The following is a 15,222-nucleotide window of genomic DNA, read 5'->3' as shown; positions in this document are numbered from 1 at the left end:
GAAGGGCGGGGAAACGGGGAACGACAGGGGACAGCAGACCGCGGCAGCGCCACGGATGACTTGGACCGGGACGCGGGGTTCGGAGGCGCGGAAAGCACGGGCAGCCACATGGGGCGGCCCCTACGAACTGCCGGTGCGACGGGCGGGGGGCGCGGCAAGGAAAGGGTGGGCGGACACGCAGGTCCGCCCCTACCAAGCTTTGGTGTACGGGGCGGGCGACGGAGCAGCGTCGGACACGGGCGCGATGAATCGCGCCTCTACGACCGTGCCCCACGACCAACGCGTGCGTGCGCCCTCCCCCAGGTTGTTTTGGGGGAGGGGCAGCGAGGAACGAGCGGGGAGGGGGCCGTTCCGCCTTGACGCCGCCTGCATTCTCCTGTATTCTTTCATGTTCGATGGTTTGACGGACGCCCCCGGGCGGACCGTCTGTCGAAGTGGGGAGCGGTTGCCCCGCTTTTTTTATTGCCATCCACCGGGAAACGCGGATGCCGGGAACCCCGCTCGCCGAAGAGATCGCGCGGCAGGTGGAGGCCATGGGGCTGGAGGTCGTGGAGCTGGAGCAGGCCGGCAACGCCGTGCGCCCCATCCTGCGCCTCTACATCGACCGGCCAGACTCGGTGCCGGGCGTGGGTGAGACCGGGGTTTCGCTGGCGGACTGCGCCACGGTGTCGCGCGCGCTGGAGCCCATGCTCGACGCCCGCGAGGACCTCTCCGACCGGTACGTGCTGGAGGTGTCGTCGCCCGGGGTGGAGCGGCCGCTGGTGAGGCTGCGCGACTACACGCGTTTCGCCGGGCAGGACGTGGCGCTGCGCGGCAAGGCGCCCCTCGCCGGGCGGGCGAAGCGGCTGGAGGGAACGCTGGGCGGCGTGCGCGGCGAGCCGGGGAGCGAGCAGGTGGCGCTGCGGCTGCCGGACGGCGAAGAAGTGGAGATCCCGCTGAGCGAGATCGACCGGGCGAACCTGGTCTACCGGTGGGAGCGCAAGGCGCGCCCCGCAAGCCGGAACAATCCTGAGGAATAGACGGAGATGAACAACGCGACGCAGGTGCTCGCGGCTTTCCGCGAGATGACCGCAAACAAGGCGATCTCCCGCGACGAGCTGCACGAGCTGATCAAGGACGGCATCCTCGCCGCGCTGGCCAAGCGCTACGGGCCCAACGTGGAGGCGGAGATCAACGTCGACGAGGCCACCGGCCGCATCGACATCACCGTCCTCAAGGAGGTCACGGCCGAGGTGGAAGACCCCTCGCGCCAGATCTCCCTGGAAGAAGCCCGCTGGGACGACCCGGAGTTCGAGGTCGGCGACATCATGGAGGTGCCGGTGGAGTTCGCGCAGTTCGGCCGCAACGCCGTGATGGCGGCCAAGCAGCGCATCCTCCAGCGCGTCCGCGAGGGCGAGCGCCAGAAGATCCGCGACGAGTACGAGCACCGCGTGGGCGAGCTCCTCTCCGGCGAGATCCAGCAGGTGGAGCGCGGCAAGCTGGTCATTCTCCTGAACCGCGCCCGCGACGCCGACGCCATCATCCCCTGGAAGGAGCAGAACCCGCGCGAGCGGTTCCGCCAGGGCGAGACGATCCGCGCCGTGCTCAAAAAGGTGGAGGAGACGCCCAAGGGGCCGCGGCTGATCCTTTCCCGCGCCGACCCGCTCTTCGTGGCCGCGCTCTTCAAGCTCGAGGTTCCCGAGATCCAGCAGGGGATCGTGGAGATCAAGGGCAGCGCGCGCGAGGTGGGCGGGCGCACCAAGGTGGCCGTTTCGTCGCGCGACGAGTCCATCGACCCGGTGGGCGCGTGCGTGGGGCTCAAGGGGAGCCGTGTCCGCGCGGTGGTGCAGGAGCTGGGCGGCGAGAGGATCGACATCGTCCCCTGGCACCCGGACCCGGAGATCTACGCCAAGCGCTCCCTCGCGCCCGCCCGCGTCGCCAAGGTGCTCTCGAACTACGAGACGCGCACCATGACGGCCATCGTGGACGAGGACCAGCTCTCGCTGGCCATCGGCCGCAACGGTCAGAACGTGCGGCTCGCGTCGCAGCTCATCGGCTGGCAGCTGGACCTGTTCGGCTCCCGCGAGTGGCTGGAGCGCGGCGCGGAGCAGGCGCTCTTCGGCGGCGGGGGCGGCGACGGCGACTACGAGAGCACCGATTTCTCGCTGCGCGACCTCGCCGAGCTGGCGCCGGCCACGCTGGCCGCGCTGGAGGCGGCGGGGTACAACACCTTCTTCGACATCATCGACCTGGAGCGCGAAGACCTGCTGCGCATCCCCGCCATCGGCCCCGCCGAGGCGGACCGGCTGGTGGAGATCATCGAGTCGATGACGGAAGAAGACACCGGCGACGCTCCGGAGGGGTTGACACCCGCCGGTGACGCCGAGAATTTGCCCGTATCAGAATGAACAACGCGTGACGCAGACCCTCCCCCCTCGTCCCACCCAGCCGCCCGAGAAGGCGCTGGCCGACCTGCTGGGCCTCGCCGCCCGCGCAAGGGGCCTGGTGCACGGCACGGACATGACGCGCAAGGCCGTGCGCGAGGGCGAGGTGCGCTGCGTCATCCTGGCGGGAGACGCGTCGCAGACGCAGGCGCAGAAGGTCCTTCCGCTTCTGCAGGCGCGCGGAGTACCTTTCCACGTATGTCTTTCGCGGGAGGCGCTGGGCTCCGCCATCGGGCGGGGCCCGGTTTCCGCTGTTGGAATCACGAACGATAGCTTCGCGAAGCGCGCGGCCGTGCTGGCCGCCGCGCTTTCATCACCGCAGGGCTGAGGAACGGAGAGAACAGAACAGATGCGTGTGTTCGAAGTCGCCAAGGAACTGAGCGTTCCCGCTGAGTCCCTGGTGCACCTCCTCCGGGAGATGGACGTCCCCATCCGCAGCCACATGTCGGATCTGGCCGACGAGCACGTCGCCCGGCTCCGCACGCTGATCGAGCGTGAGCGGCGCCTGGGCCACAAGGACGTGGGCGAGGCCCTGGAAGCCGCCATCGGTGACGTGGCCGGCGCGCCCAAGCGCCGCCGCCGCAAGCGCGAAGAGACCGAGGAAGCTCCCGAGAACGCCCCCGACTCGACCGCCGATCCGGTGGCCGACGCCGCCGACGCGATCGCCGCCGAGGCCGCCGAGGCCGCCGCTGAGCGCGGCGCCGCGCTGGTGACCACCGGCGGCGCGCCCCCCGCGGGCGTGACCGTCGTGGTGGACTCGTCCGTCGCGCCGCCCGCCGAGCCCGGCGAGACGCTGGAGGCCGCCCCCGGAGCCGCCGCGCCCGTGGAGGAGACGGAGGCCAGCGCCCCCGCCTCGCCGCCGCAGCCCGTCGCCGAGGAAGCGGCCCCGCGCCCGGCCGCGCCCATCTCGGCGCGCCCGCCGTCGCAGCGCACGCTACGCCCCGACGCGCGCCCGGAAGGCGCGCCGCGCCAGGACGCCCGTCCGCCGCGCGAGCCGCTGCGTCCCGCCGCGTCGTCCGGTCCGGCCGCGCCGCCGCGTCCCACCCCGCCCCCCTCGGTGCGCCCGCAGGCGCCCGGCGGGCGTCCGGGTCAGGGCGGCGAGCGCCGTCCCCCCGCGGACACGCGTGGAGCCGCGGAGCCGCCGCGTCCGGCGCGTCCCAACGACTTCGTGCCGCGCCCGGCCCGCGCCGGCGCTCCGCCGATGCCCACCCGCACGGGCGGTGCGCCGCCCTCGGCCCGCACCGGCTCGTTCGGCCCGCCGCGTGGCGGCGGTGACGGCTCCGGCCGCAACGTGCCCGGCGCCGGCGCCAACGCCGGCGTGAGCAGCACCGGCAAAAAGGACAAGAAGAAGGGGAAGAAGGGGAAGGGCTCGGTCGACCAGGGGGCGGTGGACGCCAACTTCCGGAAGACCATGGCCGCCATGGACGGCGGCGACCGGCGCAAGAAGGGCCGGGGCCGCCGCGACATGGGCCCCACGCAGCACGAGCGCCGCGAGGAAGAGCTGCTGCGCCAGCGCACCGAGGAGGCCACCACCGTCCGCGTCAACGAGTTCCTGACGGTGGCGGAGCTGGCCGAGCTGATCGACGTGCCGGCGAGCCACATCATCGGCTCGGCGTTCAAGAACCTCGGGATGATGGTCACCATCAACCAGCGCCTCGACTTCGACCAGATCGAGCTGCTGCTGGACGAGTTCGGCTTCAGCGCCATCCGCGAAGAGGAATACGCCGCGGACCACGGCGAGGAAGACGCCGAGCCGGACGCCGAGAGCACGCTGCGCGCGCGGCCGCCGGTGGTCACCGTCATGGGCCACGTGGACCACGGCAAGACGTCGCTCCTGGACTACATCCGCAAGACCAACGTCATCGCGGGCGAGTCCGGCGGCATCACGCAGCACATCGGCGCGTACCACGTGCAGCTGCAGGACGGGCGCGCCATCTCCTTTCTGGACACCCCGGGCCACGCGGCCTTCACCGCCATGCGAGCCCGCGGCGCCGAGGTGACCGACGTGGTCATCCTGGTGGTTGCGGCCGACGACTCGGTGATGCCGCAGACCATCGAAGCAATCTCGCACGCCAGGAACGCCGGCGTGCCGATCGTGGTGGCGGTCAACAAGGTGGACCTGCCGGACGCCAACCCGATGAAGGTCAAGCAGGACCTCCTTCAGCACGGCATCGTGCTGGAAGACTTCGGCGGCGACGTGATGTCGGCCGAGGTGTCGGCGAAGCGCGGGATGGGGGTCGACGAGCTGCTGGAGAAGGTCCTCCTGCAGAGCGACCTGCTGGACCTGCGCGCCAACCCGGCGCGCGAGGCGGCGGGCGTGGTCATCGAGGCGCAGCTCGACATCGGCAAGGGGCCGGTCGCCACGGTGCTCGTCACCAACGGCACCCTGCGCGTGGGCGACCACGTGGTGTGCGGCCTGTACAACGGCCGCATCCGCGCCATGCTGGACGAGCGCCAGCACCCGGTGGTGGCGGCGGGGCCCGCGATCCCGGTGCAGATCCTCGGCCTTCCCGGCGTCCCCAACGCCGGCGACCAGATGGTGTCGATGGACCAGGACCGCGCCGCCGAGATCGCGCAGACCCGCCAGCGGCTGGAGCGCGAGAAGCGGATGCGCATCCGCAGCCGCGGCGTGAAGCTGACGGACCTGTCGAAAATGCTGGCCAAGGGCGAGCGCGTGACGCTCAACCTGGTCATCAAGGGCGACGTGGACGGCTCGGTGCAGGCGCTCTCCGACTCGCTGGAGCAGCTCTCCACGAGCGAGGTGCAGGTGCAGGTGATCCACCGCGGCGTGGGCGCCATCAACGAGTCGGACGTGCTGCTGGCGTCCACCTCCAGCGCCATCGTCGTGGGCTTCCACGTGCGCCCCACCGGCGAAGCCCGGCAGGTGGCCGAGCGTGAGGACGTGGACATCCGCCTCTACAACATCATCTACGAGGTGGTGGACGAGGTGAAGCTGGCGATGGAGGGCCTGCTGTCGCCCGAGCAGCGCGAGGTGCTGCTGGGCACGGCCGAGGTTCGCCAGCTCTTCAAGGTGCCGCGCGTGGGGACGGTGGCCGGCTGCATGGTCACCCGCGGCGTGCTGGAGCGCCGCGGCCGCATCCGCGTGATCCGCGACGCGGTGCAGATCTACGAGGGCGAGCTGGGGTCGCTGAAGCGCTTCAAGGACGACGCGCGCGAGGTCCGCGAGGGCTTCGAGTGCGGCCTGAACGTGTCCAACTTCAACGACATCAAGATCGGCGACGTCCTGGAGTGCTACCGGGTGGAGGAGGTTGCGCGCACGCTGGCCGGTGCCGCCGCCGAGGAAGCCGCCCGCGCCGCGACCTGAGCCGTGACGGTGGGGGTGGTCGTGTGGGAGCTCCACATCGCCGGGTGCCAGTCCCTCAAGGACAAGCGCCAGGTGGTGAAGAGCCTCAAGGACCGCCTCCACCATCGCTTCAACGTGTCCGCCGCCGAGACGGGGCACCACGACCTGCACCAGCGCGCCGAGATCGCCGTCTGCGTGGTCTCGGCCGACCGGAAGCATGCCCAGCAGGTCCTCTCCTCGTGCGACACGATGGTGGAGATGGACGGGCGGGCGAGGATCGTGGATTCGTATACGACGTACTACTGAGGGGAATGGGGAATGGGGAATGGGGAATGGTAACTGCTGACGGCCGCCCGCAGTTGGCTTTTTCGGTTCCCCCATTCCCGATTCCCCATTTCCCCATTCCCCATCCGTACATGCCGCGCTTCAAGCGAACCGACCGGATCAACGAGCAGCTCAGGGAAGAGATTTCCCTGCTGGTGCGCGACGCCGTGCGCGACCCGCGGGTGTCGCTGGCCACCATCACGGCCGTGCAGACCTCGCCCGAGCTGGACCACGCCAAGGTGTACTTCACGGCGCTGGGGACGGACGAGGAGCGCAAGGAGCTGCTGGCCGGGCTGCGCAGCGCCGCGCCCTTCATCCGCAAGGCGCTGGGGCAGCGGCTGCACATGCGCCGCATCCCCGAGCTGCACTTCGAGCAGGACCGGGTGCTGGAGGAAGCGCAGCGCATCGAGCAGCTCCTGCGCGAGGCGCTCCCCTTCGACCGCCTCACCGAGACGCCGCCGGACAGCTCGCTGGCTCCAAAGGACGAGGAAGAAGCGTGACGCGTCCCGCACGGCCACGGCTCCCCATTCCCCAGTCCCCATTCCCCATTCCCCGGTTTTGCTGACCGGCGTCCTCCCCGTGGACAAGCCCGTCGGCCCCACGTCGCACGACGCGGTGGCCCACGTGCGCCGCGCCCTGCGCACGCGCCAGGTGGGGCACACGGGGACGCTGGATCCCTTTGCGTCCGGCCTCCTGCTGGTGTGCGTCGGCCCGGCCACGCGCATCGCCGAGTACCTGACCGGGCTCCCCAAGGCCTACGCCGCCACCCTGCGCCTGGGCGAAACCACCGACACCGACGACCTCACCGGCGAGGTCGTCGGCGGCAGCGCGTCGTGGAGCGAGCTGACGTACGAGGCGATCGAGGCCGCGCTCCTGCGCCAGGTGGGGACGATCGAGCAGCTTCCCCCCACCTACTCCGCGAAAAAGGTGGATGGCGAGCGGATGTACGCCGTTGCCCGCCGCGGCGGCGAGGTGGAGCGCAAGCCGGTCACCGTCACCATCCACGAGATCCGGGTGACTCGTATTGAGCTTCCGGGTGTGGACTTCGAGGTCGTGTGCGGGAGCGGCACCTACATCCGCGCCATCGCCCGCGACGCCGGCGAAGCGCTGGGCACGGGCGCGCATCTCCGCGCCCTGCGCCGTACCCGCGTGGGCGCGCACGGCATCGAGCGCGCCGTCCCGCTGGATGCGCTGGCGGACGAGGATCGCGTCCGCGCCGCCATGCTCACCCCGCTGGACGCCCTCGCCGCCCTCCCGCGTGTCCCGGTGGATGCCGCCGGGGAAGCGGCGCTCTCCTTCGGCCGCGCCATCCCGGCCCCGGCCGATGCGCCGCAGGGCGTGCCGCTCGCCCTCGCCGGCGCGGACGGCCGCCTCCTGGCCATCGGCGAGCGCGCCGGAGACGCCATCAAGCCCCGCAAGGTCTTCCCCGCGGAGGTGGCAGGGTGACGCCCACCCCCCGCGACGAGCCGCGGGAGTTCGCGATTGACCCCGCGCTCCCGCCCGCGCTGCCCCGCGACGGGCGCCCGGCCGTGGTGACCGTGGGCACCTTCGACGGCGTGCACCGCGGCCATCGCGAGGTGCTGGAAGAGATCGGGCGGCGGGCCGAGCGGGTGGGCGGGCGCAGCATCCTGGTGACCTTCCATCCGCACCCGCTGCGCATCGTGCGCCCGGAGCACGCGCCGCCGCTGCTCACCACGGTCACGGAGAAGCGCGACATCCTGGCGCAGAGCGGGCTGGAGTACGTCGTCTTCGTCCCCTTCACCCGCACGCTGCAGCTCTACTCCGCCCGCCGCTTCGTCGAGGAGATCCTCGTGCGGCGCGTGGGGATGCGCGAGCTGGTGATCGGCTACGACCACGGCTTCGGCCGCGACCGCGAGGGGAGCGTCGCCACCCTGCGCCAGATCGGCCAGGAGATGGGCTTCGCCGTCGACGTGGTCCAAGCCGTCGAGGTGGACGGCGAGCCGATCTCCTCCTCCCGCATCCGCCGCCTCCTGGGCGACGGCGACGTCGGCGCGGCCAACCGGCTCCTGGGCCGCTCCTACACCGTCGACGGCGTCGTCGTGCGCGGCGAGCGCAAGGGGAGGGAGCTGGGCTTCCCCACCGCCAACATCCAGGTCGGCGATCCGGAGAAGATGCTGCCGCGCGAGGGGATCTACGCGGTGCACGGCTGGGTGCGCGGCGAGCGGCTCCCGGGGCTGCTGCACCTGGGCCCGCGCCCCACCTTCGCCGGCTTCGCCCCCAGCGTCGAGCTCTGGCTCATGGACTGGAGCGGCGACATCTACGGCGACCGCGTCCGCGTGGAGTTCGTCGAGCGCATCCGCGACATCCTCCCCTTCACCTCCGTCGACGCCCTCATCCAGGCCATGCACGCCGACGAGCAGCGCGGGCGCGAGATCCTGGGCTTCACGTAGTCCCCTGCGGCCCGCCCGTTTCACGACACACGCCGGACGAGCGATGCCGCGCGTGGCGGTGTTCGCACTTCAGGGCCTGTAACGCTTGACGGCAGACGCGAGAGCCTGCATCGTCCGCGAGTCGCGGATGCAGCATCCGCTACCGTACCGGGCGCCAAACCCGCACCTTCGGGACACCTGTCGAACAACTGATTTCAGCGTCTGGCCGTGTTCGCTCCTAACGGGCCTTAACGGTTGACCGCCTGCGCCTCCTTTCTCATCCTTGAGCCAATCGGAGGCGTCTGTGAGATCCTCCATGCCAAGCACGAAGGCGGCGCACGGAGGCTCGGATCGGTACACGAAAGTTCAGCCTGGACGACTTCCAGGGCGTCTCGGTGGAAGGCGCGGGGGAGCTGATCCGCCACGAGCCAGTCGAGCACGGGGTGATCTTTAACGCAGCGGGGAAGGCGCTGTACTACGTGCGCAGCCGGCCGGGGGAGCCGTACCGGGTGACAGTTCCGTTCGGTAAAGCGGGCTTGCTTCGGGGCAACGTGTTCCTGCACAATCACCCGAGGAGCGATTCCTTCTCGCAAGCGGACATATGGATGCTGCTTAGGCATGGCGTGAGAGTGATGTATGCTTACGGGCCGGAGCGCGCTTTTCGCATGAGCACAATGGCGAATACACGCCATTTTGGATATGCTCAAGAGTCTGCGGGAGGCGAGGAGCTGCGGGCGGCATACTGGAGATCAATGGACCATGCGCGCGCGAGGTTCGGGCGTTTCGTACATGCGGGCTTGCTCTCGGACGAGGAGGCATGGATCGGCCAGACGCACAACGTGGCACGCAGGATGGCAGCGCAATTCCGTTTCGCATATCAGGAGGTTTGAGCGATGCTGATAGTTGAACTTCCGGTGGCGCCGTATTCACCGCCGGCCCGTATTCGAGAGTGGATCAAGGAGTTGAAGGCGATGCGCAACAGCCCGCACGCTGAGCCGTACGACCTCACTCTCATCGAACAGTATCTGGTAATGGCGCAGGGCTGGCTCGACGAAGCACAGTCGAGTCGCGGCATGGAGAGTGGAAGTGCAGCCTGACTTGCCGCAGTTCTAACTGGCGTATCCAGGGGGCTAAGCGATGATGATCATCGACGTTCCAGTGGCTTCCTACTCGGAGCCTTCGAAGATCCGTGCCTGGATCGCTGAGCTGGAATTGGCGCGCAAAGACCCGGACGCTGAGCCTTTCGACCTGCTGCGCATCGAGCAGTACCTCGCGAGGGCACGCGGGTGGCTGGCAAAAGGTGAGCAGCAGCCTTCGGTCGAGACTGGCGCGCAGTTGTGAAAAAGCGCGCGCGCTGTTAGCTTCCATGGCTTGCAAGTTGATCCAGCGACGTTTCCGAACAAGAAGCATCGAAGGGTCGGCTACTTCCTGATCAGTTTTGACTCCTCTGGAGGTTCCGATCGTGGCCGAGACGCTCGAGCGCGAAGACATCATCAAGAAGTACCAACTCCACGAGAACGACCGTGGCTCCACCAAGGTGCAGGTCGCGCTGCTTACGGCGCGCATCAACCACCTGACCGGTCACTTCCGCGAGCACAAGAAGGATCACCACAGCCGCCGCGGACTGCTCAAGATGGTCGGGCAGCGCCGCAGCCTGCTGGACTACCTCAAGCGCAACGACCTGGAAGGGTACCGCGCGCTGATCGCGGACCTCGGGCTGCGCCACTGAGGTTGGTCGGCCGGCGGCAGCTTCGCGGGATGGCGGCGGCGCGCTTCGGCGTGCCGTGCCCGGCCGTCCGCAGAGGGTGTACGAAGCACGCGTGAACGACGAGAAGGCCGCATGGGGAAGCCCCCGTGCGGCCTTGTCGCGTAGATAGCGAAAGAAGCGGACAAACTAGGCGATACGCGGGCCGTGTGCACGGGGGAGCACGGTGCCGCTCGCGGCCTCCCCCGGCAATCCTGCAGAACGGAAAACAGAAAATGGCAAAGCTGGAAAGGCAGTTCGCGGGGCGCCCGCTGATCATCGAGACGGGCCGGATGGCCCGCCAGGCCGATGGCTCGTGCACCCTGCAGTTCGGCGAGACGATGGTGCTGTGCGCGGCGACGGCGCAGGACAACCCCACCCACCTCCCGTTCTTCCCCCTCACCGTGGAGTACCGCGAGCGCACCTACGCCGCGGGGAAGTTCCCCGGCGGGTTCATCAAGCGCGAGGGGCGCCCTTCGGACAAGGAGATCCTGGCCGCCCGTCTGACCGACCGGCCGCTGCGTCCCCTCTTTCCGGAAGGGTTCGCGAACGAGGTGCAGATCTTCGTGACGGTGGTCTCGGCGGACCAGCAGAACGACGCTGACGTGCTGGCGGTGACGGGCGCGTCGATGGCGCTGGCCCTTTCCCGCATTCCGTTCGCGGAGCCGGTGGCGGCGGTGCGCATCGGGCGCATCCAGGGGCACTGGGTGCTGAACCCGACCTTTGAGCAGCTCGGCTACAGCACGCTGGACGTGATCGTGGCCGGCACCGAATCCGCCATCACCATGGTGGAGGGCGGCGCCAACGAGGTGAGCGAGGACGAGATCGCCGACGCCCTGGTGGCGGCGCACGCCGGGATCCGCGAACTGATCGCGATCCAGCGCGAGGTGGTCGCGATGATCGACAAGCCCGCGACGATGTCGTGGACGCCCAAGGCCCCCGCGGCCGAGATCCGCGCCCGCGTGGAGTCGCTGGCGGCGGAGCGCGTTTCGCAGGCGCTGCGCATCGCGGACAAGCACGGCCGCGCCGAGGCGCTGAGCACCGCCCGCAGCGAGACGCTGGCCGCGCTTGCCGAGGAGTTCCCGGAAGGCGAGAAGGACATCGGCTCGGTGTTCAAGGACCTCGAGAAGAGCACCATGCGCGAGATGATCCTGGCCGAGGGCGTACGCTCCGACGGGCGCAGCACGGACCAGGTGCGTCCCATCACGGTGGAGACCGGCGTCCTGCCGCGCGCGCACGGCTCGGCGCTCTTCACCCGCGGGCAGACGCAGTCGCTGGGCACCGCCACGCTCGGCACGCAGGACGACGAGCAGGCGTACGACACCATCGACTTCCCCACGCAGCAGAAGAAGTCGTTCATGCTGCACTACAACTTCCCGCCGTACTCCACCGGCGAGGTGCGGCCCATGCGCGGCACGAGCCGCCGCGAGATCGGGCACGGGCACCTGGCGGAGCGCGCGCTGGAGCCGCTGCTGCCGGCGTACGAGGAGTTCCCGTACACCATCCGCATCGTGAGCGACATCCTGGAGAGCAACGGGTCGTCGTCGATGGCGTCGGTGTGCTCGGGCTCGCTGGCGCTGATGGATGCCGGCGTGCCGATGCGTGCCTCGGTGGCGGGCGTGGCGATGGGGCTGATCAAGGAGGGCGACCGCGTCGCCATCCTGACCGACATCCTGGGCTCCGAGGACGCGCTGGGCGACATGGACTTCAAGGTCGCCGGCACGCGCGAGGGCGTGACCTCCATCCAGATGGACATCAAGCTGGAGGAGGGCCTCTCCACCGACCTGCTGCGCGAGGCGCTGCGCAAGGCGTACACGGGCCGGATGCACATCCTGGACGAGATGGACAAGGCGCTCGCCGCGCCGCGTCCGGAGATGTCGCCGTACGCGCCGCGGATCATTACCATCAAGGTCCCCGTGGCCAAGATCGGCGAGATCATCGGGCCCAAGGGGAAGACGATCCGCGCGATCCAGGAGTCGACCGGCGCGTCGATCAACATCGACGACGACGGCACGGTGACGATCGCCGCGGTCGGGCGCGAGGCCGGCGAGATGGCGCGCCGGATGATCGCCGGGATGACCGAGGAGGCCGAGGTGGGCCGCATCTACGACGGCGTGGTCAAGAACACCACCGCGTTCGGGGCGTTCGTGGAGATCCTTCCGGGTACCGAGGGGCTGCTCCACATCTCCGAGATCCAGGACGGGCGCCTGGACAAGACGGAGGACGCGCTCAAGAAGGGCGACGCCGTGCAGGTGAAGCTCCTCTCGATCGACGAGAAGGGCCGCCTGCGCCTGTCGCGCAAGGCCGCGCTGGCCGAGCTGGCGCAGAAGGGCGAGTCGCAGCCGGCCTGAGCCGCGCCGTTCGTCTTGATAGCGCCCGGGCACCGTTCGCGGTGTCCGGGCGCTTTCCATTCGCGGTCTTCGTAACTGCAGCCTCACGCGGAGACGCGGAGACGCGGGGGAGAGCTGCAACTGCATGGCTCACACAGAGACACAGAGACACAGAGAGAAAAGCAAAGGAAGTTCTCTGTGGCTTTCTGTTCCTTCTGTGTTCTCTGCGTGAGCTTTTTGCTGTTGTTCTTTCTGCGTCTCCGCGTCTCCGCGTGAGACTGGTTGTTTCGAGGTACGTTTCTGGCGAGGGGCGCGGAGGCTCGCCAAACGGATGCGGGCGTGCCATATTGTGCGCCCGCCCGCCCCGCGGCTGTCGCGGGCGCTTGCGATACACCTCCCATCAGGCGAAGACCGCTCATGCTGATCGGGGTTCCGAAAGAGATCAAGACCAACGAGAACCGCATCGCTCTCGTCCCCGCCGGGGCCGAGGCGCTCGTGCAGGCCGGCCACCGCGTGATGGTGGAGCGCGGCGGCGGGCTGGGGAGCGGTTTCTCGGACGCCCAGTACGAGGCGGCCGGCGCCACCGTCCACGACGTGGAAGAGGTGTGGGCCCGCGCCGAGATGATCATGAAGGTCAAGGAGCCGATCGCGGTGGAGTACCCGCGCATCCGCCCCAACCAGCTCCTCTTCACCTACTTCCACTTCGCGGCCGACGAGGCGCTCACCCGCGCCCTCATCGCCTCCAACGCGGTGGCCGTGGCGTACGAGACGGTGCAGCTCCCCAACGGCGAGCTCCCGCTGCTCACCCCCATGAGCGAGGTCGCCGGCCGCATGGCGATCCAGGCCGGCGCCAAGTACCTGGAGAAGTACTACGGCGGCCGCGGGATGCTGCTGGGCGGCGTGCCGGGCGTGGCGCCCGCCAACGTGGTGATCATCGGCGGCGGCGTGGTGGGGATCAACGCGGCCAAGATGGCGGCCGGCTTCGGCGCCCGCGTCACCATCCTGGACCTCTCGCTGGACCGCCTGCGCTACCTCTCCGACGTGATGCCGGCGAACGTGGAGATGATCTACTCCAACCGCCACAACATCCTGGAGCGGCTGGAGACGGCCGACCTGCTGGTGGGTGCCGTGCTGGTGCCGGGCGCCAAGGCTCCCAAGCTGGTGCTGCGCGAGGACCTGAAGCGGATGAAGAAGGGCTCCGTGATCGTGGACGTGGCCGTGGACCAGGGCGGGTGCGTGGAGACGATCCGCCCCACGACGCACGAGAACCCCATCTACGAGATCGACGGCGTGATCCACTACGGCGTGGCCAACATGCCGGGCGGGGTGCCGCGCACCTCCACGCTGGCGCTGACCAACGCGACGTTCCCATACGCGGCGCGTCTGGCGCGCCTCGGGTGGGAGGAGGCGTGCCGGCAGGACCGCGCGCTCGCGCTGGGGCTGAACGTGGTCGGCGGGCAGGTGGTGTACCCGGGCGTCGCCGAGGCGTTCGGGCTGCCGCTGGTGGCGCTGGACAGCGTCCTGGCTTAAAGGGTGCTGGAGCAGTAAATCGAAGGGGACGGCTTCCCACGCGGGAGGCCGTCCCTTCTCGCGTCCGCAGCTCCTGACCGCGTCTCCGGATCGAAGACCGCCGATGAAGATCATGCCGCTCCTGCTGGCCAGCGCCGCCGCCGCGATGCTGGGGTGTTCGACGCCGGAGAACGCGTCCGCCGGTTCCGCCGAAGCGGAGAACGCCGCCGCCCCCGACACCGCCGGCCCGACGATCACCGGGGTGGCCGGGATCGCGTGGGGGGACGGACGTGAAAGCGATCGTCGCCCGGCGAGGTGATCCGCCGAACCACAGCGACGACGCGGAGGGGGTGAAGGTGCTCGGGTATCCGGAGTCGCTCGCGGGGCAGCAGGCGGATCTCATCTTCTTCGTGCACCCGGAACACGGGATGTTCCGCGCCGGTTACGCCGCGACGTTCCAGTCGCAAGCAGAGTGCGTAATGAAGCTCAACCTGTTCGATCAGGGTGTCTCGCGCCGGTATCCGGAGCTGGAGGGCGTCGCGAAGCAGATCGGGCAGGGCGAGCCCTGTGCGGCGCTGGTGCAGGGGACCGGCGGCTTCCTGAAGCGATGGACCGACCCGGTAAACGGTGCACAGGTGATGCTGGCGCTGCAGCCCGGTCTCCCGGCCGTGGTGCTGACTTACACCACCCCGGAAGCGGGGCTCTGGGAGCGGCGCAAGACTCAGAGCCAGTTCTGATGCCTCCGCCGATGACGGTGTGTTTTCGCAGGCTACCCTCCAATCCCGATCTTCCGCTCCCCGCGCGGCAGACGCCGGGGGCGGCGGGGTACGACGTCGCTTCGGCGGAGCCGGACTTCGTGCTGGCGGCGGGGGAGCGAAGGCTGGTGGCGACGGGGCTGGAGATCGAGCTGCCGCCCGACGTCGAGTGCCAGGTGCGGCCGCGCTCCGGGCTGGCGCTGCGGCACGGGATCACTCTGCCGAACACGCCCGCCACCATCGACCCGGACTATCGCGGCGAGCTGCGCGTGATCGTGTGGAACGCCGGCCCGGATCCGGTGCCGATTCCGCGGGGGATGAGGATCGCGCAGCTGGTGTTCGCGCGATTCGAGACGCCGGTGGTGGAGGAGGCGTCGGAGCTGAGTGCCACGGATCGGGGGACCGGCGGGTTTGGATCGACGGGCGGGTGAGGGGCGGGGAAG

16 protein-coding genes are annotated in these 15,222 nt (G+C 69.7%); all 16 read left to right on the top strand.

What is annotated here, in order from left to right; translation table 11 throughout:
• Positions 1–485 precede the first annotated feature (485 nt).
• The 16 genes from rimP (at position 486) to dut (ending at position 15,210) form a co-directional block, all read left to right on the top strand.
• Positions 486–1,019 carry a ribosome maturation factor RimP gene (rimP, locus tag VF647_14855; protein ID HEX8453380.1) on the top strand — a complete coding sequence of 178 codons (534 nt, stop codon included), beginning with the start codon at positions 486–488 and terminating at the stop codon, positions 1,017–1,019.
• A 6-nt stretch (positions 1,020–1,025) separates the two neighbouring features.
• A complete protein-coding gene (nusA, locus tag VF647_14850; GenBank protein HEX8453379.1) occupies positions 1,026–2,387 on the top strand; it encodes a transcription termination factor NusA in 1,362 nt (453 codons plus the stop codon).
• Between the two features lie 7 nt (positions 2,388–2,394).
• Positions 2,395–2,751: a ribosomal L7Ae/L30e/S12e/Gadd45 family protein gene (locus tag VF647_14845; GenBank protein ID HEX8453378.1), complete on the top strand. Its 357-nt coding sequence runs from the start codon at positions 2,395–2,397 to the stop codon at positions 2,749–2,751.
• Between the two features lie 21 nt (positions 2,752–2,772).
• The gene (infB, locus tag VF647_14840; protein HEX8453377.1) at positions 2,773–5,748 is read left to right on the top strand and encodes a translation initiation factor IF-2; all 2,976 of its coding nucleotides are present in this window, start codon (positions 2,773–2,775) and stop codon (positions 5,746–5,748) included.
• A gap of 9 nt (positions 5,749–5,757) precedes the next feature.
• A complete protein-coding gene (locus tag VF647_14835) occupies positions 5,758–6,033 on the top strand; it encodes a DUF503 domain-containing protein (GenBank protein ID HEX8453376.1) in 276 nt (91 codons plus the stop codon).
• Positions 6,034–6,143: 110 nt separating this feature from the next.
• Positions 6,144–6,551, top strand: a complete 408-nt coding sequence (gene rbfA / locus VF647_14830; protein HEX8453375.1) for a 30S ribosome-binding factor RbfA — start codon at positions 6,144–6,146, stop codon at positions 6,549–6,551.
• Between the two features lie 58 nt (positions 6,552–6,609).
• Positions 6,610–7,497 carry a tRNA pseudouridine(55) synthase TruB gene (truB, locus tag VF647_14825; protein HEX8453374.1) on the top strand — a complete coding sequence of 296 codons (888 nt, stop codon included), beginning with the start codon at positions 6,610–6,612 and terminating at the stop codon, positions 7,495–7,497.
• A complete protein-coding gene (locus VF647_14820; GenBank protein ID HEX8453373.1) occupies positions 7,494–8,462 on the top strand; it encodes a bifunctional riboflavin kinase/FAD synthetase in 969 nt (322 codons plus the stop codon). Before truB ends, VF647_14820 begins: the two co-directional genes overlap by 4 nt.
• Before the next feature lie 872 nt (positions 8,463–9,334).
• Positions 9,335–9,538, top strand: coding sequence for a hypothetical protein (locus VF647_14815; GenBank protein HEX8453372.1), 204 nt, complete (start codon positions 9,335–9,337; stop codon positions 9,536–9,538).
• Between the two features lie 40 nt (positions 9,539–9,578).
• Positions 9,579–9,782, top strand: coding sequence for a hypothetical protein (locus VF647_14810; GenBank protein ID HEX8453371.1), 204 nt, complete (start codon positions 9,579–9,581; stop codon positions 9,780–9,782).
• A gap of 121 nt (positions 9,783–9,903) precedes the next feature.
• Positions 9,904–10,170, top strand: a complete 267-nt coding sequence (gene rpsO / locus VF647_14805; protein ID HEX8453370.1) for a 30S ribosomal protein S15 — start codon at positions 9,904–9,906, stop codon at positions 10,168–10,170.
• A 251-nt stretch (positions 10,171–10,421) separates the two neighbouring features.
• Positions 10,422–12,536, top strand: coding sequence for a polyribonucleotide nucleotidyltransferase (locus VF647_14800; protein HEX8453369.1), 2,115 nt, complete (start codon positions 10,422–10,424; stop codon positions 12,534–12,536).
• 396 nt (positions 12,537–12,932) lie between these two features.
• A complete protein-coding gene (gene ald / locus VF647_14795; protein ID HEX8453368.1) occupies positions 12,933–14,045 on the top strand; it encodes an alanine dehydrogenase in 1,113 nt (370 codons plus the stop codon).
• A gap of 103 nt (positions 14,046–14,148) precedes the next feature.
• Positions 14,149–14,343, top strand: a complete 195-nt coding sequence (locus VF647_14790) for a hypothetical protein (GenBank protein HEX8453367.1) — start codon at positions 14,149–14,151, stop codon at positions 14,341–14,343.
• Positions 14,315–14,761, top strand: a complete 447-nt coding sequence (locus VF647_14785; protein HEX8453366.1) for a hypothetical protein — start codon at positions 14,315–14,317, stop codon at positions 14,759–14,761. Before VF647_14790 ends, VF647_14785 begins: the two co-directional genes overlap by 29 nt.
• Positions 14,761–15,210, top strand: coding sequence for a dUTP diphosphatase (gene dut, locus VF647_14780; protein ID HEX8453365.1), 450 nt, complete (start codon positions 14,761–14,763; stop codon positions 15,208–15,210). The genes VF647_14785 and dut overlap by 1 nt, the downstream gene beginning before the upstream one ends.
• Positions 15,211–15,222 lie beyond the last annotated feature (12 nt).

It is taken from the genome of Longimicrobium sp. (genome assembly GCA_036387335.1).
Classification (GTDB): domain Bacteria; phylum Gemmatimonadota; class Gemmatimonadetes; order Longimicrobiales; family Longimicrobiaceae; genus Longimicrobium.
This window is presented reverse-complemented; position numbering and strand designations above follow the sequence as displayed.

Coding starts and splice junctions, on each gene's coding strand:
- rimP (HEX8453380.1), top strand. CDS start 486: ATGCCGGGAACCCCGCTCGCCGAAGAGATCGCGCGGCAGGTGGAGGCC.
- nusA (HEX8453379.1), top strand. CDS start 1,026: ATGAACAACGCGACGCAGGTGCTCGCGGCTTTCCGCGAGATGACCGCA.
- infB (HEX8453377.1), top strand. CDS start 2,773: ATGCGTGTGTTCGAAGTCGCCAAGGAACTGAGCGTTCCCGCTGAGTCC.
- rbfA (HEX8453375.1), top strand. CDS start 6,144: ATGCCGCGCTTCAAGCGAACCGACCGGATCAACGAGCAGCTCAGGGAA.
- VF647_14815 (HEX8453372.1), top strand. CDS start 9,335: ATGCTGATAGTTGAACTTCCGGTGGCGCCGTATTCACCGCCGGCCCGT.
- VF647_14810 (HEX8453371.1), top strand. CDS start 9,579: ATGATGATCATCGACGTTCCAGTGGCTTCCTACTCGGAGCCTTCGAAG.
- VF647_14800 (HEX8453369.1), top strand. CDS start 10,422: ATGGCAAAGCTGGAAAGGCAGTTCGCGGGGCGCCCGCTGATCATCGAG.
- ald (HEX8453368.1), top strand. CDS start 12,933: ATGCTGATCGGGGTTCCGAAAGAGATCAAGACCAACGAGAACCGCATC.
- VF647_14790 (HEX8453367.1), top strand. CDS start 14,149: ATGAAGATCATGCCGCTCCTGCTGGCCAGCGCCGCCGCCGCGATGCTG.
- dut (HEX8453365.1), top strand. CDS start 14,761: ATGCCTCCGCCGATGACGGTGTGTTTTCGCAGGCTACCCTCCAATCCC.